Here is a 24,255-nt window from a genome sequence, read left to right as displayed (position 1 = left end):
GCACACGACAACGAACTAGGAAGAAGAGCATGATGACTTCGGTGGAAACCGCACAGGACAAGGCCGGGACACTCATTGAGGCCCTGCCGTGGATTCAGCAGTTCGCCAACACTGTGGTGGTGGTCAAGTATGGCGGCAACGCCATGATCAATGACGAGCTCCGACGTGCCTTCGCCGAGGACATCGTGTTTATGCATCACGTGGGCATCAGGCCCGTGGTGGTTCATGGCGGCGGCCCGCAGATCAACTCGATGCTCAAACGCCTGGGTATCCAGAGCGAGTTCAAGGGTGGCCTGCGCGTCACCACGCCCGAGGCCATGGACGTGGTTCGCATGGTGCTGACAGGCCAGGTTGGTAGGGAACTGGTGGGCCTGATCAACGAGCACGGTGCCTACGCGGTGGGACTCTCCGGTGAGGACGGTGCGCTGCTGCAGGCCGAGCGGACAGGCACCGTCGTCGACGGCTTACCCGTCGATCTGGGCCTTGTTGGGGAAGTGGTGGGGGTCAACCCGGGAGCCATTTTGGACCTGCTGGAGGCCGGACGGATCCCCGTCATCTCCACCGTGGCACCGGAAGTCGGGGACGCGTCCACCGTCCTGAATGTCAACGCCGACACCGCCGCCGCAGCCCTGGCCATCGCCTTGGACGCCTCACGCCTTGTCATCCTGACCGACGTCGAAGGCCTCTACGCCAACTGGCCTGACAAATCCTCACTCTTGTCTGAACTGAGCGCCAACCAATTGCGAGCCATGCTGCCGGAGCTTGAATCCGGCATGATCCCCAAGATGGGCGCCTGCCTGGCCGCGGTCGACGGCGGGGTGGCCCGCGCCGCCGTCGTCGACGGGCGCAGCGCCCACTCAGTCCTGCTGGAACTGATGACCACCGCCGGCAACGGCACCCAAATTTTTCCCGATGACGAGGACGCGCAATGAGCACCGACAGCCCGCAGAACCCGGAAGCAACCACCAACCTGGCCCAGGCCAACGCGGCAGCCGTCACCGGCACGGGCACCAGCGCCCAATGGTTGGCCCGCTACAGCGACTCCCTGATGGGCGTCTTTGGCAGCCCGCAGCGCGTCTTGGTTCGCGGCGCCGGTGCCCTGGTCTGGGACGCCGACGGCAAGGAATACCTTGACCTGCTCGGGGGGATCGCCGTTAACGCCCTGGGCCATGCCCACCCGTTCGTCACCTCGGTCATCGCCAGCCAGCTCTCCACCCTGGGCCATGTGTCCAACTTCTTCACCAGCCCCACCCAGATCGCCTTGGCGGAAAAGCTGTTGGTGCTCAGTGACGCCCCGGCCGGCTCCAAGGTGTTCTTTGCCAACTCTGGCACCGAGGCCAATGAGGCCGCGTTCAAGCTTGCGCGCGCCCACGGTAAGGCCGCCAGTCCCGCGGATGGGCCCGCCCGAACCACCATTCTGGCTCTGGAAGGTGCCTTTCACGGCCGTACCATGGGCGCCTTGGCCATGACCGCCAAGCAGGCGTACCGCGAACCGTTCGAACCCATGCCCGCCGGCGTGCGCCACATTGCCTTCAACGACATTGACGCACTGCGCGAGGCCATGGATGAGACCGTTGCAGCGCTCATCATCGAACCCATTCAGGGCGAGGCCGGGGTTCGTCCGCTCTCCGCCGAGTACTTGAAAGCCGCCCGCGAACTCACCACAGCCGCCGGTGCGCTCCTAATTCTGGACGAAGTTCAGACCGGAGTGGGCCGCACCGGCGATTGGTTTGCCGGTATTGCCGCCGGTGTGACACCCGATGCCATGACCCTGGCCAAGGGCCTTGGTGGCGGGTTCCCCATCGGTGCCATCATCACTTTCGGTGAGGATCCCTCCCGGCTGCTGTCCGCGGGGCAGCACGGCACCACCTTTGGCGGCAATCCCGTGGCGACCGCCGCCGCACTGGCCACCTTGCACGTCCTGGAAACTCAGGATGTGCTGGCCAATGTGCGCGGTATCGGGCAGCTGTTGGCTGACGGTTTGGCAAAGGTCGACGGCGTGACGGATGTTCGCGCCTATGGCCTGCTGATCGGCTTTGACTTGGCGCAGCCGGTGGCAGCGGGTGTGGTGAATGCCGCCCTGGACGCCGGTTTCATCATCAACGCCCCACGCCCCGCCACCATCCGCCTCGCCCCGCCGCTGAACTTGACCGTGGCGCAGGCTCAGTCTTTCCTGGCCGCACTGCCGGCCCTCATCCAAACGGCCGTTGCGGCCCACACCTCCGAAGGAGCCTGACCATGACCCGGCATTTCCTCGTTGACACCGACCTCAGTCCCGCAGAGCAGGCCGAAGTGCTTGCCCTGGCATCCGAGCTGAAGAAGGCGCCGTACTCGAAAAGCACCTTTGCCGGTGACGGCGCAGGGCGCAAGACGGTGGCGGTCATCTTCGACAAAACCTCCACCAGGACGCGCGTTTCCTTCGCAACAGGGATTGCCGACTTGGGCGGGAACGCGTTGATCATCAACCCGGGCGAGGCACAGATCGGGCACAAGGAAACCGTGACCGACACTGCCAAGGTCCTCGAGCGCATGGTCTCCACCATCGTGTGGCGGACCTACAGCCAGGCCGGCCTTGAGGAGATGGCCGCCAATTCCAAGGTTCCCGTCATCAATGCGCTTTCCGACGACTACCACCCGTGCCAGCTGCTCGCGGACCTACTCACCATCAAGGAGCACAAGGGTGAACTGGCCGGTCTGACCATGACCTACATGGGGGACAGTGCCAACAACATGGCCAACTCGTACCTGCTTGCCGGTGTCACTGCCGGTATGCACGTGCGCATTACAGGACCTGAGGGCTACCTGCCCGCCGAGTCAGTGGTAGTCGCCGCCGAGGACAGGGCTGCCCTCACAGGCGGCTCCGTGCTCATCACCACCGACGCCCAGGCGGCCGTGCTGGGCGCGGACGTCCTGGTTACCGACACCTGGGTGTCCATGGGGCAAGAAGAGGAAAAGGCGCAGCGTCTGGAACTGTTCAAGAATTACGCGCTCGACGACGCCGCTCTCGCCAAAGCCGACCCGGCCGCCGTCGTGCTCCACTGCCTGCCCGCCTACCGGGGCTACGAGATTGCCGCCTCCGTCATTGACGGGCCGCAGTCAGTGGTCTGGGATGAGGCCGAGAACCGCTTGCACGCCCAGAAGGCGCTCATGGTGTGGCTCGTGGAGCGCTCCGCCGCTGACGATGCTGCCAAGAATTCGGCCGGAAACTGACCATGTCCAAGCCAACGTCCCCCGCGGCGGCCATGCCAGCAACCAAGATTGCCCGGCAGGCCCGCATTCAGGCCCTGCTGACCAGCCGGGCGGTGCGGTCCCAAGCCGAACTCGCCAATCTGCTGGCAGACGACGGCTTGGTGGTGGGCCAGGCAACTCTTTCAAGGGACCTCGTGGAGTTGCGGGCCGTGCGCGTCAGGGGCTCCGACGGGGCGCTGATCTATGCGCTGCCGCGTGAAGGCGGCGACCGCAGTGTGCACTCGGCGTCGTCGCAGGAATTGTTGGATACGCGCCTGATCCGCCTGTGCGGGGAACTTTTGGTGACGGCCGAGGCCTCGGCAAATATTGCGGTGCTGCGGACCCCTCCCGGCGCGGCGAACTTCCTGGCCCTGGCCATCGATCATTCGGTGATGCCGTCCATTCTGGGCACCATCGCCGGTGACGACACCGTCATGGTCATTACTCGCGATCCGCAGGGTGGCACCGACGTTGCGGAGCGATTCCTGCAATTCGCGGCCGAGTCTAGTGCGGGCAGTTAGGGGCCCACGGTCCCAGCACCGGAACATTGAATATCTTTTAGCAAGTCTGCATAATCATGCACTATGCTTTGAAGTAACGAATGAAATGCACTCTGCCAAGAGGCAAGAAACTAGGGAGACAAGAACGTGACTGAACGCATTGTATTGGCCTACTCCGGTGGCCTGGACACCTCCGTTGCCATCGGCTGGATCGGTGAAGCCACCGGTGCCGAGGTAATCGCCGTCGCAGTTGATGTTGGACAGGGTGGTGAGTCACTCGAGGACATCCGCCAGCGCGCCCTTGCCTGCGGCGCCGTCGAAGCCTATGTGGCAGATGCCCGTGACGAGTTCGCCAACGAATACGCCATGCCCACCCTGAAGGCCAACGCCCTGTACCAGGGCCACTACCCGCTCGTCTCCGCCATCTCACGCCCGGTGATCGTCAAGCACTTGGTCAAGGCCGCCCGCGAGTTCGGCGCCACCACCGTTTCCCACGGCTGCACCGGCAAGGGCAACGACCAGGTTCGCTTTGAGGTCGGCATCCAGACCCTGGGCCCGGACCTGAAGTGCATCGCACCTGTCCGCGACCTGGCCCTGACCCGTGACAAGGCCATTGCGTTCGCCGAGGCCAAGGGCCTGCCGATCGAAACCACCAAGAAGAACCCGTACTCCATCGACCAGAACGTCTGGGGCCGCGCCGTGGAAACCGGCTACCTCGAAGACATCTGGAACGCACCCACCAAGGACATCTACGACTACACGGCCACCCCGGAATTCCCGCCGGCACCCGATGAAGTCATCATCTCCTTCCACCAGGGCGTCCCCGTTGCGATCGACGGCGTCAAGGTCTCCCCGTTGCAGGCCATCCAAGAACTGAACCGCCGCGCCGGCGCGCAGGGCGTAGGCCGGATCGACGTCGTCGAAGACCGCCTGGTGGGCATCAAGAGCCGCGAGATCTACGAGGCACCCGGTGCCATGGCCTTGATCACCGCACACAAGCACCTCGAAGACATCACCATCGAGCGCGAGCAGGCCCGCTTCAAGGCCACCGTGAGCCAGCGCTGGGCCGAGCTGGTCTACGACGGCCAGTGGTTCTCCCCGCTCAAGCGCTCCTTGGACGCCTTCATCGAAGACACCCAGAAGTACGTCTCCGGTGACATCCGCATGACCATGCACGGTGGCCAGGCAATTGTGAACGGCCGCCGCTCGGATACTTCCTTGTATGACTTCGATCTGGCCACCTATGACACCGGCGACACGTTCGACCAGTCGCAGGCCAAGGGCTTCATCGAGCTGTGGGGCATGTCCTCCAAGGTTGCCTCACGCCGCGACCAGCGCGTTCAGGGTCTCTAACCATGACTCATATGGGCCAACGGGCGCAGGGGGCCCCGGCCGAGCGGAGCGAGGTTGGGGTGCGCTCGGGGACGAACGAGGGCGCCCTGTGGGGTGGCCGTTTTCAGGGCGGCCCCGCAGATGCCCTGGCGGCACTGAGCAAGTCAACACACTTTGACTGGCGCCTGGCACTGTATGACATTGCCGGGTCCAAGGCTCATGCCCGTGTTCTGAACACCGCTGGTTTGCTCGATACTGACGAGCTGGCCGGCATGCTCAAGGCACTGGAAGAGCTGGAAGTCGATGTGAAGTCCGGCGCCTATGGCCCGGCCGACTCCGACGAGGATGTGCACGGTTCCCTGGAACGTGGCCTGATCGAACGCGCCGGAACGGCTTTGGGCGGCAAGCTCCGTGCCGGCCGTTCACGCAACGACCAGATCGCCACCCTGGGCCGCATGTACCTGCGCGACCATGCGCGGATTATCGCCGGGGGAGTGCTCTCCGTCGTCGACGCACTTGTGGCGCAGGCCAAGGCACACCACGGTGTTGCCATGCCGGGCCGGACACACCTCCAGCACGCGCAGCCCATCCTGCTGAGCCATCACCTGCTGGCCCACGCCTGGGCTTTGCTGCGCGATGTGCAGCGCCTCGTGGACTGGGACAAGCGCGCCGCGGTGTCGCCGTACGGTTCCGGCGCCCTGGCGGGATCCTCGCTGGGTCTTGACCCAAACGCCGTCGCCGCCGATTTGGGCTTCGACTCCGCCGCATGGAACTCGATCGACGGCACCGCCTCTCGCGATGTCTTCGCCGAGTTCGCGTGGGTTTGCGCCATGATCGGCGTGGACTTGTCCCGGATCTCCGAGGAAGTCATCCTGTGGGCCACCAAGGAATTCTCCTTCGTGACGCTGCACGATTCATATTCCACGGGTTCCTCGATCATGCCGCAGAAGAAGAATCCCGATGTGGCCGAGCTGGCCCGCGGCAAGGCCGGACGCCTCATCGGCGATCTGACCGGGCTGCTGGCCACGCTCAAGGGCCTGCCCTTGGCGTACAACCGGGACCTGCAAGAGGACAAGGAGCCCGTCTTTGACGCGGCCGACACTCTGGAACTCTTGCTCCCGGCGGTTTCGGGCATGATGGCCACACTGGTGTTCAACACCGAACGCATGGAGTCGCTGGCGCCGCAGGGCTTCGCCTTGGCCACAGACATTGCCGAATGGCTGGTCCGTCAAGGTGTGCCGTTCCGCGACGCCCACGAACTCTCCGGTGCCGCCGTCAAGGTAGCCGAGGGCCGTGGCGTTGAGCTGTGGGACCTGACGGACGAGGAATACGCGGGTATTTCCGCACACCTCACCCCGGAGGTCCGTACCGTGCTCAGCACTCAGGGCTCCCTGAACAGCCGCAACGCTCAGGGCGGTACCGCGCCTTCGGCGGTGCTGCTCCAGCTGGCAGCCCTTGAGGCGCAGCTTGGCGAGGTTCGCAGCTTCCTGGCCTGACCGGCGTCGTTCTTTCACTACAAAAATGCCCGCATCCATGTACGGATGTGGGCATTTTTGTGCCCCATGACAGTTAAGCTGGGTGCATGACTTCCATTTCTCCGGCAGAGCTCACCGACCGTCTCGAACGCGCAGCGGACACCTTTGCCGCCAAGATCGGCTCCCTGAGTGACGACGACGTCCGCGCTGGCACCGAACTGCCCGGCTGGACCAGAGGCCACCTGCTGGCCCATGTCACCCATGTTTCCAACGCCGTCGCCCGCCAGGCTGAGTACGCCCTGCGCGGCGAGTTGATTGAGTTCTACGACGGCGGACAAGGCGGACGAACGCAGGCCATCGAAATGGCGGCCGGGCATTCGGCGGACGAGCACCGGGCCGACATTGCGGCCGCTTTCACCCGCGCCTTGACGGTCCTTGGCTCCTTGACCCCGGATCAGTGGCAGCTACCCATCAGCTACCGTGACGGCGTGGTCATGGACGGCGCACTGGCCTATTGGCGCGAACTGGTGATCCACCTTGCCGACTTGCAGGTGGGACGCGGCCCGGAGACCTGGTCGAAGGAGTTCTGCCTCTATCTCATTGACTTCCTTGCGGTACGGGTTCCTGCCGACACTCGCTTGAAGCTGCTGCCACTGGCGCTCCCGCCCCTGACAGTTGGTGACGGGGACAACGCCGTGTCGGTCTCCGGCATGCTCACCGACATCGCCGCCTGGCTGGCCGGGCGCACACCCACCATGGGCAGCCTGCGCGCCGAAGCCGCCGCCGACTCCGTGGCACTTCCCACGCTGTTGCCGTGGCCGTCCGCCTTTAGCGCCAAGTAGCCCCCGCCGAACGGGGAGGTCCTTCACCACCCGAGCTTCCACAGACGCGGGTGTCTCGCCGGGGCGGACACGTGCCCGTGATTTGATCCGGATCTCGCGCGGCATACTGATCCCGGCCGGGGTGCCGTTGCAAGGCGCCGCAGCCCTGGCGGCCTACACCGAGGCCAATCCGCTCAGCGTCCTGAGTCACCTGTCAGCCGCCCAGCTATGGAGGATTCCGCTGCCGTCTGTGGAGGGGAACGACTGGCGGATCCATCTGGCCAATCCGCCGTCGGTGGGCGCGCCCCGGCGGGTCAATGTGGTGGGACATAGGCTGGCACTTGCCGTCGGGGAGACCCTCCAGTTCGACGGCGTGCGGCTCACCAGTGCGGCCCGAACGTGGCTGGATATTGCTTCCTGCTTGTCATTGCAGGATCTGGTGGCGGGAGGGGATTTCCTCGTGTGCCGCCACGGGCCCGACTTTCCCTCCCCGCGCCAGGCGATCGCCAGCATCGACGAGCTGGTGCAGATGGTTGCCCGGCACCACGGACACAGGGGCCTGCGCACCGCCCGGCTTGCCCTGGAATTGATTCGCGCGGGGGCAGACTCGCCACCGGAGACGTTTATGCGCCTGGCGCTCGTTGAAGCGGGGCTGCCGGAGCCTGAACTCAATGTTGTGGTTCACGATGCACCGGGATGGGAAGAAGTCAGAGTTTCCCGTGAGGACCTCCGTGGGGTCGGGATGTAAGGCCCACGTAAGCCCCATGTAAGCGGCGGGGAGAAAACTGGATACCAAGAAGCAAACACAACCTTTCACAACGAAGGAACCGATCATGGTATCGACATCCCGACCCACCGAGCTGGCCATTGAGGCCCACGGTTTGGTCAAACTCTTTGGCAACAATCGTGCCGTCGACGGCGTGGACCTCGCCGTCAAGACAGGCACCGTCTACGGCGTGCTGGGCCCCAACGGCGCCGGCAAGACCACCACCATCTCCATGCTGGCCACGCTGCTGCGCCCCGACGCAGGGGAGGCCAAAATCTTTGGGTTCGACGTCCGCACCGAAGCTCAGATCGTCCGTCAACTCATTGGCGTCACGGGCCAGTACGCATCGGTGGATGAGAACCTCAGCGCCACCGAAAACCTGGTGCTGTTCTCGAAACTACTGGGCCTGAAGGGATCGGCGCCCAAGCGCAAGGCTGCGGAGCTCCTTGAAGAGTTCGGCCTCACAGAAGCGGCCAAGCGGCCGTTGAAGAATTTTTCCGGTGGCATGCGCCGCCGGCTCGATTTGGCTGCAAGCCTGATCGCTCAGCCCCCGCTGATCTTCCTGGATGAGCCCACCACCGGCCTTGACCCGCGCACCCGTGGCCAGATGTGGGACACCATCCGGCGACTCGTCGCTGGCGGATCAACGGTCCTACTCACCACCCAGTACCTGGATGAGGCGGATCAGTTGGCGGACCGTGTGGCGGTCATCGACAAGGGCCGGGTTGTGGCCGAGGGCACCAGTGATGAACTGAAATCATCCGTCGGTACGGCAGCCCTCCAGCTGCGGCTCGTCAACGCAGCGGACATCCCCGCCGCCCGCGAGCTCATCCGCACCACACTCGGCGTCGAATCCGCCGTCTCCGCAGAGGCAGCCCGGCTCAGCGCACCCATGCAACATGCGGAGTTGGTGACGGACCTGCTCGTGGCCTTGCGCGGCGACGGCATTGCCGTGGCCGAGATTTCCGTCCAACAGCCCACCCTTGATGAGGTTTTCCTGGCCCTGACAGGGCACGACACCGGCGCCACCACGGACGCCCCGACACCTGAATTGGAGACCGCGCGATGAGCACAGTGACCCCAGCCCTCCTGAACAACACCGGATCCCTGCGCAACTATGTGGGGCCCAGGCAAATCCTCGAAAACACCCTGACCATGGCCTGGCGCGGACTTCTGAAGATCAAGCGCACACCCGAACAGCTGATCGACGTCACCGTCCAGCCCATCTTGTTCACACTCATGTTTGCTTACATTTTTGGCGGTGCCATCTCCGGCAATGTCCAGCAGTACCTGCCGCTGATGATTCCCGGCATCCTGGTCCAGACGGTCATCACCACCTCCATGGTGACGGGTGTGCAGCTGCGCGAGGACATGGACAAGGGCGTATTTGATCGCTTCAAGTCCCTGCCCATTGCCCGCATCGCCCCACTGGCAGGAGCCCTGCTCACGGATACCTTGCGCTACGCGATCGCCGTCACCTTGACGTTCGCCACCGGCTGGGTCATGGGCTACCACCCCGCCGGAGGGTTCGGTGCCGTGGTGCTGGCGGGCCTGCTGGTCATCTTCTGTGCCTGGTCGGTCAGCTGGATCTGGGCGTTCTTCGGAGTCATCGCCCGCAGCGCATCCAGCGTGCAGGGCATGAGCATGATCATCTTGTTCCCGCTGACGTTTCTGTCCAACGCTTTCGTCCCGGCCGATAGCTTGCCGTCCTGGCTGCGCGCCTTCGCCAACGTCAACCCGGTTTCCCATGTGGTGACCGCGGTCCGTGATCTGGCCAATACCGGTCAGATCGGCATGGCGGCGCTGTGGGCGGTGGTTGGGGCAGTGGTGATTGTCGCCATCTTCGCCCCGCTGACCGTCCGGGCTTACATGCGGAAGGCTTAGCGGCCCCGCAGTGACGGGTCGGTAAGCAGCTTCATCAACAGTTCGGTGGCCTGTGCCTTGTCCTTGACATAGCCGGCCACCGAACTTTTTGCGTTTGCCAGGGCCTCCGCGCCATGCCGTGCGACGGCGGCCTCCTCGTGCCGGTGCCGGAGCAGCACGGCTTCGTCCTGTCGGCTCGCCAGGATTTCTGCCATGACCAGCAGTTCGAGCCCGACGGCGGCGCGCTGGGTTCCCGGTTCCGCCGACCGTGTGTGCCACGCACCAACAGCAAGTGCGCAGGTGCCCTGGACGGGCCGGTCAACCACGGTCGGCGCTATCCGGATGGTGGCTATGCTGGCCTGGCGTAGACGTTTGGCGGCCCGAACAATCCCGGCATCCGTTGTCGCCTTCGGGTTGAATTGCAATTCGGCACAAATCTGAGCGGATGCCGCAATCAGGCCCATGGGACCTTCATTGCGTCGACTTTGCGTCGGCTTTCCAAGTGAACGGTACAGCCGAAGCCCGTCGTTGGTATCTCCCGCTGCGAAGGCGGTTTCCGCACTTGCGGCCGTCTCCAACATCAGTAGATCGGATTGGAATTCGCCCACTGGCGGCATGGTCTTGACTGACTCGAGGGCCTGCTGGGCCTGTTCCGCCTGCCCCAGGGCTGCATGGTTAAGCGCCAGTGTCAGGGTGGCCGTGCGCACGTCGGGATCGGCGCCCACCATCGAGAGGTGGTCTATGGCGCGTTGGGCCCAGAGCAGGGCCGCCTCTGGGTGGCCGCTTTGGCTGTGGAGTTGTGCGGCGTTGTCGGCGGCCGAGCCCGCAGTCCAGGTGTCTTGTAGTTTCTTTGACAGCACGTACGAGCCTTCTGCGAAGCCGATAGCTAGCTGCGGATCGCCAGTATTCTCCGCCCACAGGCCGCTGAAGAGCATCGCAAGCGCCGCCACCTCGTCGTTCGGGTCCCGGCGCAATTGCGCCAAAAGCGCCATGGTCTTCGGTTCGTTGCCGGCCGCCAGGATCAGACGCAACATCACGTCCATCCGCGGCTCAAGAACGAGCCCGGCGCGCTGGATCCGGCGCAGGCGGGCCCGCGATGCGGCACCTTTGCGCAGGTTGAAAATCATGGTGGTCACACCAATAACGGACTGGGAGAACACGGCGGCGTTAACGGTGTGCGGAACGGGCACGTAGTCTGCCGTGGCGGCCATGATCTGCTCGGCCAGGGTGAACACCTCCCCGTGCATGCCGCGTTGGGACCAGTAGCTAGCCAGCGAACCGAAGATGGCGTATACGTTTCCAGCCCTGTCAGGGGCGTCGCTGGGGGCACCCATGGCCGTGCGCAGTACGTGAAGCAGGTTTTCTTGCTCGGCCGTGACCAAACGAATCGTTTCCAACTGCCTGGGCCCGGCATTGCTTGCCAAGGCTCGGAGTGAAAACGCCACCGCCCAGGCCGTCATTGCTTGTTCGACGGCGGCTTCCTCGCCCGCGTCGCCAAGCCGGAGCGCGGCGAACTCACGGACCGTTTCCAGCATGCGGAACCGCACAAAACCGGTGGTGGGGTCATCTTCGGCCAGGACCAGCGACTGGTTGATGAGCGCCTCCACGGCCGCTTCCACTGCGGCCGCGGACAACATGTGGCCCTCGAGGGTTGCAACGGTGCCCGCGGTCTCACGCGCCGCGGCGAGGGAGAAACCGCTGGGGAACCGGGACAGCCGCCGCATCACCGTCTGTTCATCCGGGGCCAAAAGATTCCAGCTCCATTCGATCACGGCCGTCAGGGTGCGGTGCCGCTCCGGGGCAGACCTGTCCGTGTTCACCAGGAGGTCAAAACGGCTGGCGAGCCGGTTCTCAATTTCTTCAACACTCATCAGCCGAACCTTGGCGGCGGCCAATTCAAGAGCTAGCGGCAGCCCGTCAAGGTGTCGGCACAGCCGGACAACCACGGCGTCGTCCAGATGAACGCTGCCGCGCGCGGCAAGAGCCCGGTCGCGGAAGAGGGCGACGGCGGCGGGCAGGGCGGCCGTCGTCGATCTTTCAGTGGCCAGTGGGGCAAGCTGATAGATCCGCTCGCCCGCAATGTTGAGCGGCGCCCGGCTGGTGGTGAGTACGTCAACAACGGCGCAGCTGCCAAGGATCTCAGTGATGATGGCCGCAGCCTGCTCCACCAAATGTTCGCAATTATCCATGACCAGCAAGGCCGGGTAATCCGCCAGACGCTGCAAGGTACGTGTGCGCAGGTCATGAATCTGCGGGGTTCCCTGTAGCGTTCGGATGGTGCGGGCTTCCCGAATGCCGGCACTTTCTGCCAGCGCCAGCCACATGTCCTCGGGGGTGCGAATACCGGCCAATTCCACCACCATGACTGAGACGATGGAACGGGCGGCCGACCTGTTCGCCAACTCCAGGGCCATACGCGTTTTGCCCAATCCACCGACGCCCAAAATGGTGGTCAGGCGCCCGGCACCCATGAGTTCCTCAACGCCTGAAATGTCCGCTTCGCGGCCCAAGAGCTGGTTGGGGGCCGCACGCAGGCCGAAGGAATGCGGTGATTGAGTCCGCCGGGCAGGCTGGGCACCGCCTGCTTGTTCGGGTGCGCGAGCGTCTGCGGCGCTGACCACAGATAGCGGGGTTCCGGCGTCGGAGGTCTCTTTCAAGAGGCGGACATGCAGTGCCACGAGTTCGGGAGAGGGATCGGTGCCAAGATTCCGGCGGAGCCTGCGCCGCAGCAGGTCGTAGGCCAATAAGGCCTTGTTCGCCTGGCCGCTGGCGCTCAGGGCCAGCAGATACTCCCGTTGCAGAGGCTCATCGAGTGGAGACGCATCGGCCAGTTCGCCCAGGGCCGCGGCCGCGGCGCCATGGTCACCGGCAGCGGTGAGTGCCTGTGCGCCCAGCCGGGCCAGCACGTTTCGCTGTCGGGCGGTACGCTGGCGGAAATCATCCAGTACCGGTGAGTTTGCCGTCCCGGCAGCGGCTTCGCTGGCCGTGAGGTCCCTGGCCATTGCCAGAAGTTCCAACGCTTGCGTGGGATCCGCCAGATTGGCCCGGGCCTCGGCAAGCAAGGATTCCGCGGCCCAAAAGTCAATGTACAAAGGTTCAATCCCCAAGGCATACCCGGTGTCCGTTGAGGTGATCAGCCCGTGCCACTGGCTGGTGCGGATCCGCGAAACCATGGTGTGCAACGCGGTGCTTGCACTGGCCGGGGCGTCAGAGCCCCATACGTCCTCAATGAGGGAGGCCGCGCTCACGGGCCGGCCGTGGGACAAGGCAAGAGCCAGAATCAGGGCCTTCGCACGGGGACCCGGCAACGCCGTGGATCCGAGCGTGACGCCGCCAAAAAGATGCAGTTTGAGCTCGGGTGCGGAAACGGAATTCACTTCATTGATGCTACCCGCAGATGGTTGCGGATTCGCTCACCCTGGCTGACAAGGACTACCCCAAGAATGACCACTGCACCGCCTGTCAATTCGCTGGCGACCGGCACCTCGCCCAGCCAGAGGAAGGAAATCAATACGGCTACTGGCGGGACAAGGTAGAGCAGCGACGTGGACGCTGTGACACTCAACCGGGACACGGCGAAACCCCACAAGACAAATCCCAGGGCCGACGGAAACAAGCCAAGGTAGATGGCCGAAAGCCAGGCGGGTCCGTCGGCGGAGAATAGCCTGTCCATGCCGAAGGGGACGAACGGCAAAGTCATGACCGTTCCGAAAACCATCCCGTAGGTGGCCACCTCCAAACCCGTGTACTTTCGCAGCAGGGGCTTGGTCAAGGGGTGATAGATGCCCTGGACAACGGTGGCGGCAATGATGATCCAGACGGCCGTGGACATGCTCAGGCCGGTCCGTGCCAGGCAAACAAGGACCACGCCGGCTATGGCCACCGCGCTGCCTACCACCTTGATTCCGGAGGGGCGCTCCTTGAAGAAGTAAGCGGCAATGGCGACACTCACCAGCGGCGCCGACGCCACAATGATGCTGGCGGTGCCTGCCGGGACATAGAGTTCACCCCAGTTCAGGAGCAGTTGGTAGGCTGTCATGCCGAAAAAGGCGCAGGCGAGGATGAGGGGCAAGTCACGGGCTGCGGGGATGCGAACCTTCAGGAAAGGCGCAATGGCCAGGAGGGCAGCCGCGGCTACCACCAGGCGGACAAAGGAGAGCCCAATGACACCCAGTTCCGGTGAGGCAACGCGGATGGCGGGGAACGCACTGGACCAAAGGACCACCACGGCAAGTCCCGCCAGGGTGGGCAATGTCTGGGTACCGCTTCGAACCGCCATGGTGGGCCTTCCCGATAAAAATATAGCTATCCTGAAGATAGTAACATTGGCTTCAAGCAACGCGGCGGTGCAATCTCCGCGGCGGGAACGGGAGAGCGTATGGCGTTGAGATCGGAATGGACCGGGCAGGCATGTCCCATTGCACGCAGCCTTGATGTGCTGGGGGATCCCTGGGTTGTGCTCATCCTCCGGGAGGTGTTCACGGGCAATCGCCGTTTTGACACCTTGAAGGCTGCGCTGGAGATTGCAGACACTGTCCTCAGCAGACGCTTGTCGGTGCTCGTGGAGCAGGGCCTGTTGAGCAAGGAGCCATACGCTGGCACCACCCGGAAGCGGATGGAATACGTTATGACTGACAAAGGAGCCGACACGCTTCCTGTTCTTCATGCCCTGGGACTATGGGGACGCAGGCACACCACACCGCCGGTTGCGGGCCAGGCACTGCGGATCTACTGCATGCGGTGCGGCGAGGAAGCTGAACACGCCGATTGGTGTGTCGGCTGCGCCAAGCCACTCACGGTTGACACCACGGGATGGCGGAGGGCCCGGTCCCCGGAAATCCTGCTCGAGCTGGGATCCGTCGGCCGCCGGTAACGGGACGGGCATGCACTAGAAGAGATCCAGGCGGCTACGAATACCCAGTTTCGCCAGAATGCTGCTCACATGAGACTTGACCGTGGGCACCTCGATGAAGAGTTCGTTGGCAATTTCGGCATTTGTAAAGCGCTGGAGCATGAATCCGAGGATTTCCCGTTCGCGGGACGTGATTTTGGAGTTTGCCACTTGACCTTCAAGAAACTCAATCTGGGCGGTGTTCTCCGAGCCGACAATCCACACCTTCTTGCCTGCTGCAGTGGCACGGACGGTGTCCAGCAGGCGGCTGGCCCGTTCCCCCTTATGCAGGAAACTATCTGCGCCGGAAAGATATGCAGACGATGAATCCTGGGGGGAGTTGTACGACGTGTAGATCATCACCAGCGGCGCGTTTAGACCACCCTTGATTTCTCGGCACAGTTCCACGCCCCTCAATTCTCCGCCAAGCCGGAGGGGGATAATCACCAGATCCGGGTTGTGGGCGGCAACGGCCGCAAGCGTCTGCGGCCCCGTTGACGCTTCCCCAACGATCCGCATGTCGGGTTGGGCTCCCAACACGGTTCGCAGGCCCAGCCGCATGATGGCGTGGTCCTCGACCAGCAATATGGTGGTGGCCGTTTCACCGCCTTGCCCACCTACCGTCAGGGCATTCGTTTCCCGGCTCTGATAATCCATGGTGGGCTCACGCACGGGTAGGTCCCCTTTTTCAATCGCTCCGGCTCTTGAATCATGCCACGAATTGCCTGAAAAATGGTCGGTAAATCGCGTGGCCGACCGAAAGATCATCCCTGAGGGCGGATACGTTTTGGCCTGGATTTCCCTAGAGTTTCAGGCACGGGGTAGGAACCACCGTTACGGCACCGAAAGTAGAGAACAAACGACTCATGATTAGCTCAAATCCGGCGGCGCGCAGGGAAGCCATCTTGCAGGCGGCCATAGCCCGAGGGTTACTCGATCCGGAAAACGTCCCGCTCGCGGCGTTCATTGACGTCGACGCGCTAGCCGAAAATGTCAGCACCTTGAAGCGTGCCTTCCCGGAGACGGTGAATGTCTTGCATGCATTTGCCGCTAAGGCGAACTCCATTGTTCCGGTCTTGGCCGGATTGCGTGACCTTGGCTTGGGATGTGAGGTGGCCAGCGAGGGCGAGTTGGCCCAAGCGTTGGCCGCGGGCTTCGAGCCGGAGAGCATCGTTTTTGACTCCCCGGCCAAGACGGTGCGCGAACTGCGCAAGGCGTTGGCACTTGGCGTCGCCCTGAATATCGACAATTTCCAGGAATTTGAGCGCATACAGCGCATAGTAGAGCAGTCTCCGAGCTCCTCACCGCTGGGTTTCCGGATCAACCCCCAGATCGGGGTGGGGGCCATTGCAGAGATGAGCACAGCCGGATCCCATTCAAAATTCGGGGTAGCGCTAGAAGATCCAGGTAACCGTGAAGCGCTCCTAGCCGCCTACGCCGGGAATCCCAGCCTGAACCGCCTCCACGCCCATGTTGGCTCACAGGGCTGTCCGCTACCGCTGATGGCCGCAGGGGTTGCCAAAATCGTGGCGTTGGCGCAGGAGATCAACAACCACATTGGCCGCCAGCAAGTTACTACCATTGACATCGGCGGCGGCCTTCCGGTGGACTTTCAAAGCGATAGTGCGCTTTCCAACTTTTCGGCGTATGTGGACCATCTGCGCGAAACGGTTCCGGCGCTGCTCAATGGAGACTTCGCCCTAGTCACCGAATTTGGGCGGAGCATTTTGGCGAAGTTTGGCTTCACGGCGGCCTACGTGGAATACACGAAAGTGTCCGGTGGCCAGCACATTGCCATCACCCATGCCGGCGCCAATGTGGCAACCCGTACAGTATTCATGCCGCATGCCTGGCCGCTGCGCGTAACTGCCCACGGTCCCGATGGCAAAGAGAAATCCGGGAACCCCGTGGGCCAAGACATTGCCGGACCGTGCTGTTTCGCCGGCGACATGGTGGCAAGAGACCGGCCGCTGCCGCTTCTGGAACCAGGTGACGTCGTCGCCTTGTTGGACACGGGCGCCTACTACGCCAGCACCCCATTCACCTACAACTCGATTCAGGAACCACCCGTTTACGGGGCCACTTTTGAGGACGACGGCGACGTATCCTTCACCGTTCTGCGTGCACAGCAAACCATGGCGGACTTGCTAACCGCCAGCGGCAGTGAGCTGGCGGATCCTGCCAAACGCCAACGCTGGGCCGGTGCGGTATCCGGGCGCCAAAAGTTCTAGCCTTCCCCGGCGACACGCCAAAGGTGAAGCGTCGCATAGGACCGCCAGGGCCGCAACGGCTCGGCCATACGGGCCAGCTCGGCGGCCTTGATGGTCCGGGCCACGGCCAGGGAATCGCCGCGCAACAGCCCGTAGCCGTTGCGCACTGCCGCATCAGTGGGCAGGAAGACATCGGGGCTGCCCAGCACGCGCATGCACACGTATCCCACCGTCCACGGTCCAATGCCGGCAATGGGCAGCAATTTTTCGGCCAGGGATTCCGGGGTGTCCCCGGCGCTGATCCTCAAGGCGTAGGTGGCCAGTAACCCTGACACGCCCACTATCGAATCGATTCGGCGCCGGGGGCCGCGCAGGATGTCGGCGCCGCCTGCGGCAATTTCGGCCGGTGACGGGAAAAGGTGCGTCATGGTGCCGTGGGGCAGACGGCTGGGCGTACTCAGTGCCACCAACTGGTTCAGGGCTGTGCGGGCGGCCGCCACGGTGATTTGTTGGCCCACCATGGCCCGGATCAGGATCTCGGGCGCGTCGACACAACCCGGGAGCCTGATGCCAGGCAATGCCGCAACTCTGGTCGCCAGCAGGTCATTGCCGGCTAGCACCACGTTCGCAGCGGCCGGGTCGTGATCCAAATTGAGCAGGTGGCGGACGCGGGCGAGCAATTCTGGCTCATCCGCCCCGTCCTCCACTTCGAAGTCCAGCAGCAGAGCGTCCCCGTCCCATCGAACCTGGAACCAAGCATGGCCACCGTGAAGGGCAAGGGTGCGGGCATAGCTGGAGGACGATGCCTCTTCCACTGACGCCACAGCGCGGACAGCCAGAAAATCAAAGATGCCGGGTTCAAACGGTGGAGTGAAGGTCAACGCAATTGCCATGAAAACATCCTCCCACGCTGCCTCCACCACGCCGGGACCTCCTAGCCTCACTGCTAACGTAAAACCATGGGCCGGCCACTGGACATCCTGGAACTTCTGACGCTCCCCGCCACAGAGGCGGCACCGTTTCTGCTGGGCGCCTTGGTGCGCCATGAGAGTCCCCAAGGGCCCGTCGTCGTCCGGTTGACCGAGGTGGAGGCCTATCTTGGCCCTGCCGATTCCCCCGACCCGGATCCTGGTTCGCATAGCTACCGGGGCAGGACTAACCGCAACGCCGTCATGTTTGGACCGCCCGGGCATCTATATGTCTATTTCACCTACGGCATGCACTTTTGTGCGAACCTCGTCTGCCGACCGGAGGGGACGTCCTCGGGATGCCTGATGCGTGCCGGAGAGGTCGTGGAAGGCCTGGAGCTGGCGCGTCTGCGCCGCCCCACCGCCAAACGCGATTACGAGCTGGCGCAGGGCCCGGCCAGGCTCGCCAAGGCCATGGGTTTGCGCCGCGAGCACAACGGAATTCCGGCGCTCGGAGGCGAGGTCACGGTAACCTTGCCGGCCGCCCCCGCCCGGCAGGTCATGACGGGTCCGCGCGTGGGCATCAGCGGACCCGGCGGGACCACCCACTACCCGTGGCGGTTTTGGATTGACGGGGATCCGACAGTCTCCAAATTCAAGCCGGGAGTGGCGCGTGCTCCACGTCGGCGCGCATAAGCTGCTCGGACAGCTCAATGAGCTCGGTCACCTCGGGTAGCAAGTCCGCCGGGGTGAGCCGGTGCACCAGGCCCGCGCGGACCTGCGGCCATTCGTGCTCCAGGATCGAATAGATGCTGGTGTCCACCCGTGTCCCGTCATGGCCCCGGCGGAACCCGCGCAACACCCCATCCAGGGTGGCCCCGAGCTTGACGATAGCGGCGGCACTGCGAACGTTGCGGACGTCACAGCGAAGGGTTACCCGGTGCACCAGCAATTGCTCGAAGGCGAAGGTGAGCAAAGCCAGTTTTGAGGAGGCGTTGACGTTGCGGCCCCAGTAATCCCGGCCAAAAAACGTCATGCCAAGTTCCACCCGTGACTGATCTTGAACGTAGTCGTACAGGCTGGTTGTTCCCGCCACGGTGCCGGTCTCCTCGTCGATAACGGCGAAGGCGATAATGGCCGGATCCGCTATGCGTGAGGCGAACAGGCGCTCCAAGGCGCGTTTGGACGTGGGGCGTTCCGAGGCCATGCCGGCCCACATGTCTACATCGATGTAGGGGAACAAATCTGCCGCGTGACGACGCCGTAACGGCACAAGCCGGACACCATGTCCGGGGAGTGAAATGTTGTGTTGCACGGAGAATATATAAGCACCTTTTTGGGCATCCGAAAAGCCCTCTTTTGCGACGCTGTAGCGTGGAGGGGTGAAAGAGACTTTTGAGACCCCATCCAGTAACCTTTCGAACGCTCCCAAAAACGCCGAAATTCAGCCAGTTTCCGCGGTTGTTGAGGGCTTGTGCGCCACCATTGAGGACTACCCGTCGAAGGGAATTGTTTTCAAAGATTTAACCCCCGTTTTTGCCGACGGACCGGCCCTTCGCCAGGTGGTGGATTCGCTGGTGGCCCCGTTCGCTGGAAAGTTCGACGCCGTGGCAGGGGTTGAGGCGCGTGGCTTCCTGCTGGCAGCGGCCGCCGCCTACGCCACGGGCACCGGTGTGATCACCGTTCGCAAGGCCGGGAAACTGCCCCGCGCCGTTTTCTCCGAAAGCTATGCGCTGGAATACGGCGAGGCCACTTTGGAACTGCACCAGGGAGACGTCCCTCCCGGCACGCGTGTGTTAATTCTCGACGACGTCCTCGCCACCGGGGGTACCCTTGGTGCCGCCGCGGCATTGTTGGAACGCACGGGAGCCGTGGTCGCCGGGATCGGTGTGGTGCTGGAGATTGGGGCACTGCCGGGCCGGAGCAACCTCGCCGGTCGTGAGGTTGTATCCCTCCTTGGCGTCTAGACGTCAGCCACGCCGGACCCCAGCCCCACCCAACAGGTATAGAATAGACGGTCCGCCTTTTGCGGTCCGCCTTTCGTAACAGGAGCCTTTGCATGTATGACGCCGAGTTGGCACAAGAACGTTCTTACGTCGATGGACTGTATGCCCGGCTGGATGAACTCCGTGCCGAAAAAGTTCAGCAACTGGCCGAAGTTCGCCGCGCCAAATCCATGGGAACGCACCAGAACCGATCCGAACGCGACGCCTTTGCCTCGCTGTATGAGAACCGCCTGGCGCAGCTGAACGCTGTTGACGACAGGCTGGTCTTTGGCCGCCTGGATCTGGACTCCGGTGAGCAGCGTTACATTGGCCGCATCGGGCTCTCCACCGAGGATCTGCGCCAGCTCATGGTTGACTGGCGGGCCCCGGAAGCCGGGACGTTCTACCAGGCCACCGCCTTCGAGCGGCTCGGTGTACGCCGACGTCGGCATCTGCTCCTTCAGGGACGCACCGTGAAGTCCATTGAGGACGACGTCCTGGACCACAGCATGCTGGTCGAAGGCGAGCACCTGCAGGGGGAGGGCGCCTTGCTGGCTGCCCTGAACTCCAAGCGCACGGGCCGGATGAATGACATCGTGGGCACCATCCAGGCCGAGCAGGACAGGATCATCCGCTCGCCCTTGAGTGGTGCCTTGGTGGTCCAGGGAGGCCCGGGCACTGGCAAGACCGCCGTCGCACTGCACCGTGCCGCCTACCTCCTGTACACGCACCGCGAACGGCTCGAGTCGGCCGGCGTGCTGCTGGTGGGTCCCTCCAATGCCTTCATGAAGTACATCGAACGCGTTCTTCCCTCCCTTGGTGAGACCGGCGTGGTGATGTCCAGCATGGGCAACCTGCTGCCCGGAGTCACCGCCACGGCCTTTGAGAGTGCCGAAGTGGCCCAGCTCAAGGGCCGGATCGACATGGTCCAGGTCATGTCCAACGCCGTTGCCAACCGCCAGCGCCTGCCGCGCGGGGATGAAAGGCTCGACGTCGAAGGCACTCGTTTGATCCTGACACCTCGCCAGGTGCGCCGGGCCAGGGACAGGGCGCGTGCCACCGGCAAGCCGCACAACGAGGCCCGCGTGACTTTCGTCAAGATCCTGCTTGGTGAACTGACGGATCAGCTGCGCGAACACATTGAGTCCACCGGGGCCGGGAACACGGCTGACAGGTCCTACCTGGCCGACGATGTACGAGGCTCCCGCGACGTGCGCATCATGCTGAACCTGTGCTGGATGCCCATCAGCGCCCACAAGCTGGTTCGGGACATGTTCAGCAAGCCGGAGATTCTGCGTGCAGTTACCCCCGGCTTCACCGAGGCAGAACGGGCACTGCTGCTGCGCCCGGCCAATTCGCCGTGGACCGAGTCGGATGTTCCGCTCCTTGATGAGGCCGCCGAACTTTTGGGCGATCTTGATGAAACAGGTGGCCGTGCCGAGGCCGCAAACGACGCCCAGCGCAAGCGTGATCTCGCAAATGCCGAGAAAGCCATCTCCAACATGAACCAGCAGTTGGAGGATTCCGGCGTCGACGGCATGCTGACTGCCGAGCAATTGGCCGACTTCAATGTGGTCGAAGAGGAAGCTCTGACCAACGCCGAGAAGGCACTCACCGATAGGACCTGGGCCTACGGTCACGTGGTGGTTGATGAGGCGCAGGAACTTTCGCCCATGCAGTGGCGCCTGTTGGTACGCCGGTGCCCGGTGAAATCATTCACGATTGTTGGCGACATTGCCCAAACGAGTTCCGCAGCTGGCGCCAACTCATGGCGCCAGGCCCTGACACCCTTCATGGGGGACCGCTGGGCGCTGGAGGAACTCACGGTGAACTACCGTACTCCCACGCAAATCGCCGAGGCCGCTGTTCGTATGGCCAATGCCGCGGGCCAGATCGTCTCTGCCCCCAAGGCAGTGCGCGACGGCGAATGGGAACCGATTGTTGACCACGTGAGCCCCGACGGTTTGGTGGCCCAGGTGGTGGCGGTCATGGATGAGGAATCCGCCGCGGTTTCCGGTGGCCTGATGGCCGTCATTGCCCCTCCGGCGATGGTGGCAGAAACGGCTGCGGCCTTACGCGCTGTCTATGGTCACCGGGTGGGCCATGGGGCCGGATCGGTGGAGCAGGACATTGTGGTGCTCGATCCTCACGAGGCCAAGGGCCTGGAATTCGACGGCGTCATCATCGTTGAACCAGCAGCACTCCTGGCCGGTGCAGGTGGCCGTGTCGGCGATCTTTACGTGGCCATGACGCGCCCCACCCAGCGCCTTCGCCTCATCGCCTCGACCCCATTGCCTGAAGGAATCGAAAAGTAATTCGGGCCCGCGGCCCGCTGAATTGACCACAGCGGGCCGCAACGAACGCACAAAATCGTAAAGAACCGGCGTCGTGCTGGTAATTTTGAAGCGTGTCTTTGCAAACTGAACTCCGCGCCCCCGAGAACGATCCCAGCTTCGCCAATGTTTGGCAGGAGCTCAAGTGGCGAGGCCTGGTACAGGTCTCCACCGACGAGGCAGCCCTCGAGGAACTGCTCGCCGGCGAACCCATCACCTATTACTGCGGGTTTGACCCGACGGCGCCCAGCTTGCACCTTGGCAACCTGGTCCAGCTGCTGACCATGCGCCGTATGCAGCTCGCCGGCCACAAACCGCTGGGCCTGGTAGGGGGCTCCACCGGTTTGGTCGGGGATCCGCGTCCGACGGCGGAGCGCACCATGAACTCGAAAGAGACGGTTGCGGAGTGGGTTGGCTACCTGCAGGGCCAGGTTCAGCGCTTCCTTTCCTTTGATGGCGTGAACGCCGCCCGCATGGTCAACAACCTCGACTGGACCGCGCCCATGAGCGCCATCGACTTCCTGCGCGACATCGGCAAGTACTACCGGGTCGGCACCATGATCAAGAAGGACATCGTCGCCTCGCGGCTGAACTCGGACGAGGGCATCAGCTACGCCGAATTCAGTTACCAGATCCTGCAGGGCATGGACTACCTGGAACTGTTCCGCCAGTACGGCTGCGTGCTGCAGCAGGGCGGGTCCGACCAGTGGGGCAACCTCACCAGCGGTACCGAACTGATCCGCAAGGTCGAGGGCGCCTCCGTGCATGCACTGGGTACGCCGCTGATCACCAACTCCGACGGCACCAAGTTCGGCAAGAGCGAGGGCAACGCCATCTGGCTCGACGCGGCCATGTGCAGCCCGTTCGACATGTACCAGTTCTGGCTCAACACCACCGATGCTGATGTGGTGGATCGACTGAAAGTGTTCACCTTTCTTTCCCGCGAAGAAATAGCCGCCATCGCCGAGTCCGTTGCCAGCCGGCCGCAGGCCCGAGAAGGCCAGCGCACCCTGGCATTCCAGGTCACCTCGCTGGTACACGGAGTGGATGCCACCATGAAGGTCATCGCTGCCTCGGCAGCACTCTTCGGCCAAGGCGAACTGGCTGAACTGGATCTGGCAACACTGGAATCGGCCACGCGTGAATTGCCCCGGGCTTCTGCACCCGCCGATGGACTGGGCATTGTGGAACTGCTGGTTGCCTCCGGCCTTTCCGCAAGCAACTCAGCAGCGCGTCGCACGGTGGGGGAGGGCGGAGCCTACGTCAACAACGTCAAGGTCACCGACCCCGACGCCGTTCTGACTTCCGCAGATGCGCTGCATGCCAAGTACTTACTGGTGCGTCGTGGCAAGAGGACACTGGCAATGGTGGAGCTCGCCGGCTAAGAGCCGTGGCGTCGGAGCCGGCATTCCCGCGGCGACTATTCCCCAAGCGCTCCCCAACCTCGCAAGCTCGGCCGGGGCCCCTCGCGCCAGTGGGCCCAGATACACGGCCGAGGGGCGGCCTTAGTGTCTCCTTTACGTCACCTACGGAAACACCGATGCCGCCGCCTGGTCCTCATGCCCGCCCCGATTTGCATTCGGGGCGGGCATCTGTGTATTGTTCTATCTGTTGCTTGCACAAGGTTGAGTCGCTTCGAAAGAAGCAGGACTCCCAACTTGCAGGAGACCAAACCAAAAAATCTGAATGGGATTCAACGACTTCTAAAGTCGTTGATAAACAAAAAGAAATACCGGTTTGTGGAATTCATGAAGTGACCAACCATACACAATATGGAGTGGACAGAATGAATTCCAATAAGATAAAGTAAAGATATTGCAGCGACGAAAACCAGGGAATAAGTACTTGGGAATTACTCGAATTGCAGTTGTTGTTTGAGAACTCAATAGTGTGCCAAGTTTTATTGATACCAATTTATTTATATTGAATTGGTTATTTGATTG

At 63.2% G+C, this 24,255-nt stretch carries 21 protein-coding genes; 16 read left to right on the top strand and 5 right to left on the bottom strand.

All coding sequences use genetic code 11. The features are described 5' to 3' along the window. Positions 1-32: 32 nt before the first annotated feature. The 10 genes from argB (at position 33) to CXQ94_RS14655 (ending at position 10,006) form a co-directional block, all read left to right on the top strand. Positions 33-932, top strand: a complete 900-nt coding sequence (gene argB / locus CXQ94_RS14700) for an acetylglutamate kinase (protein ID WP_104091517.1) — start codon at positions 33-35, stop codon at positions 930-932. Further along, positions 929-2,236: an acetylornithine transaminase gene (locus CXQ94_RS14695; protein WP_104091332.1), complete on the top strand. Its 1,308-nt coding sequence runs from the start codon at positions 929-931 to the stop codon at positions 2,234-2,236. The genes argB and CXQ94_RS14695 overlap by 4 nt, the downstream gene beginning before the upstream one ends. Before the next feature lie 2 nt (positions 2,237-2,238). Next, a complete protein-coding gene (gene argF, locus CXQ94_RS14690; RefSeq protein WP_104091331.1) occupies positions 2,239-3,210 on the top strand; it encodes an ornithine carbamoyltransferase in 972 nt (323 codons plus the stop codon). 2 nt (positions 3,211-3,212) lie between these two features. Continuing rightward, complete coding sequence (locus CXQ94_RS14685; protein ID WP_104091330.1) at positions 3,213-3,749, top strand: arginine repressor; 537 nt, start codon at positions 3,213-3,215, stop codon at positions 3,747-3,749. Between the two features lie 126 nt (positions 3,750-3,875). Next, positions 3,876-5,081 carry an argininosuccinate synthase gene (locus tag CXQ94_RS14680; RefSeq protein ID WP_104091329.1) on the top strand — a complete coding sequence of 402 codons (1,206 nt, stop codon included), beginning with the start codon at positions 3,876-3,878 and terminating at the stop codon, positions 5,079-5,081. An 11-nt stretch (positions 5,082-5,092) separates the two neighbouring features. Then, the gene (gene argH / locus CXQ94_RS14675; RefSeq protein WP_219817065.1) at positions 5,093-6,556 is read left to right on the top strand and encodes an argininosuccinate lyase; all 1,464 of its coding nucleotides are present in this window, start codon (positions 5,093-5,095) and stop codon (positions 6,554-6,556) included. Between the two features lie 86 nt (positions 6,557-6,642). Then, complete coding sequence (locus CXQ94_RS14670) at positions 6,643-7,377, top strand: maleylpyruvate isomerase family mycothiol-dependent enzyme (protein ID WP_104091327.1); 735 nt, start codon at positions 6,643-6,645, stop codon at positions 7,375-7,377. An 82-nt stretch (positions 7,378-7,459) separates the two neighbouring features. Continuing rightward, positions 7,460-8,104 carry a hypothetical protein gene (locus CXQ94_RS14665; RefSeq protein ID WP_104091326.1) on the top strand — a complete coding sequence of 215 codons (645 nt, stop codon included), beginning with the start codon at positions 7,460-7,462 and terminating at the stop codon, positions 8,102-8,104. A gap of 85 nt (positions 8,105-8,189) precedes the next feature. Then, the gene (locus tag CXQ94_RS14660) at positions 8,190-9,191 is read left to right on the top strand and encodes an ATP-binding cassette domain-containing protein (protein ID WP_104091325.1); all 1,002 of its coding nucleotides are present in this window, start codon (positions 8,190-8,192) and stop codon (positions 9,189-9,191) included. Beyond that, the gene (locus tag CXQ94_RS14655; protein ID WP_104091324.1) at positions 9,188-10,006 is read left to right on the top strand and encodes an ABC transporter permease; all 819 of its coding nucleotides are present in this window, start codon (positions 9,188-9,190) and stop codon (positions 10,004-10,006) included. The genes CXQ94_RS14660 and CXQ94_RS14655 overlap by 4 nt, the downstream gene beginning before the upstream one ends. Here CXQ94_RS14655 and CXQ94_RS14650 read toward each other — a convergent pair. Then, complete coding sequence (locus tag CXQ94_RS14650) at positions 10,003-13,362, bottom strand: BTAD domain-containing putative transcriptional regulator (RefSeq protein ID WP_104091323.1); 3,360 nt, start codon at positions 13,360-13,362, stop codon at positions 10,003-10,005. The two genes, CXQ94_RS14655 and CXQ94_RS14650, sit on opposite strands and share 4 nt — an antisense overlap. Further along, positions 13,359-14,264: a DMT family transporter gene (locus tag CXQ94_RS14645; RefSeq protein ID WP_104091322.1), complete on the bottom strand. Its 906-nt coding sequence runs from the start codon at positions 14,262-14,264 to the stop codon at positions 13,359-13,361. Before CXQ94_RS14645 ends, CXQ94_RS14650 begins: the two co-directional genes overlap by 4 nt. A 99-nt stretch (positions 14,265-14,363) precedes the next feature. On the opposite strand from CXQ94_RS14645, the gene CXQ94_RS14640 reads away from it, so the two are divergent. Next, positions 14,364-14,858, top strand: a complete 495-nt coding sequence (locus CXQ94_RS14640; protein WP_104091321.1) for a helix-turn-helix domain-containing protein — start codon at positions 14,364-14,366, stop codon at positions 14,856-14,858. A 15-nt stretch (positions 14,859-14,873) separates the two neighbouring features. On the opposite strand, the gene CXQ94_RS14635 is transcribed toward CXQ94_RS14640, so the two are convergent. Continuing rightward, on the bottom strand, positions 14,874-15,548 hold the full coding sequence (locus tag CXQ94_RS14635; protein ID WP_181034237.1) for a response regulator transcription factor: 675 nt from the start codon (positions 15,546-15,548) through the stop codon (positions 14,874-14,876). 194 nt (positions 15,549-15,742) lie between these two features. On the opposite strand from CXQ94_RS14635, the gene CXQ94_RS14630 reads away from it, so the two are divergent. After that, positions 15,743-17,107, top strand: a complete 1,365-nt coding sequence (locus CXQ94_RS14630) for a diaminopimelate decarboxylase (protein ID WP_104091319.1) — start codon at positions 15,743-15,745, stop codon at positions 17,105-17,107. Here CXQ94_RS14630 and CXQ94_RS14625 read toward each other — a convergent pair. Next, positions 17,104-17,979 (bottom strand): DNA-3-methyladenine glycosylase, encoded by an 876-nt coding sequence (locus tag CXQ94_RS14625; protein WP_181034236.1) that lies wholly within the window; start codon positions 17,977-17,979, stop codon positions 17,104-17,106. The two genes, CXQ94_RS14630 and CXQ94_RS14625, sit on opposite strands and share 4 nt — an antisense overlap. A gap of 66 nt (positions 17,980-18,045) precedes the next feature. Between CXQ94_RS14625 and CXQ94_RS14620 the strand changes: the two genes are divergently transcribed. Then, positions 18,046-18,690, top strand: coding sequence for a DNA-3-methyladenine glycosylase (locus CXQ94_RS14620; protein WP_104091317.1), 645 nt, complete (start codon positions 18,046-18,048; stop codon positions 18,688-18,690). On the opposite strand, the gene CXQ94_RS14615 is transcribed toward CXQ94_RS14620, so the two are convergent. Continuing rightward, positions 18,650-19,309, bottom strand: a complete 660-nt coding sequence (locus tag CXQ94_RS14615; RefSeq protein ID WP_181034235.1) for a GNAT family N-acetyltransferase — start codon at positions 19,307-19,309, stop codon at positions 18,650-18,652. The two genes, CXQ94_RS14620 and CXQ94_RS14615, sit on opposite strands and share 41 nt — an antisense overlap. Positions 19,310-19,436: 127 nt before the next feature. Between CXQ94_RS14615 and CXQ94_RS14610 the strand changes: the two genes are divergently transcribed. From CXQ94_RS14610 to tyrS, 3 genes are all read left to right on the top strand, one after another. Next, positions 19,437-19,961 (top strand): adenine phosphoribosyltransferase, encoded by a 525-nt coding sequence (locus CXQ94_RS14610; RefSeq protein ID WP_104091515.1) that lies wholly within the window; start codon positions 19,437-19,439, stop codon positions 19,959-19,961. 92 nt (positions 19,962-20,053) lie between these two features. Beyond that, complete coding sequence (locus CXQ94_RS14605) at positions 20,054-22,294, top strand: UvrD-helicase domain-containing protein (protein WP_104091316.1); 2,241 nt, start codon at positions 20,054-20,056, stop codon at positions 22,292-22,294. Positions 22,295-22,386: 92 nt separating this feature from the next. Further along, positions 22,387-23,697, top strand: a complete 1,311-nt coding sequence (gene tyrS, locus CXQ94_RS14600; RefSeq protein WP_104091315.1) for a tyrosine--tRNA ligase — start codon at positions 22,387-22,389, stop codon at positions 23,695-23,697. Positions 23,698-24,255 lie beyond the last annotated feature (558 nt).

The organism is Arthrobacter sp. GMC3 (assembly GCF_002929305.1).
Classification (GTDB): domain Bacteria; phylum Actinomycetota; class Actinomycetes; order Actinomycetales; family Micrococcaceae; genus Specibacter.
The sequence above is the reverse complement of the archived record's forward strand: the minus strand, read 5'-3'. Positions and strand labels throughout refer to the sequence as shown.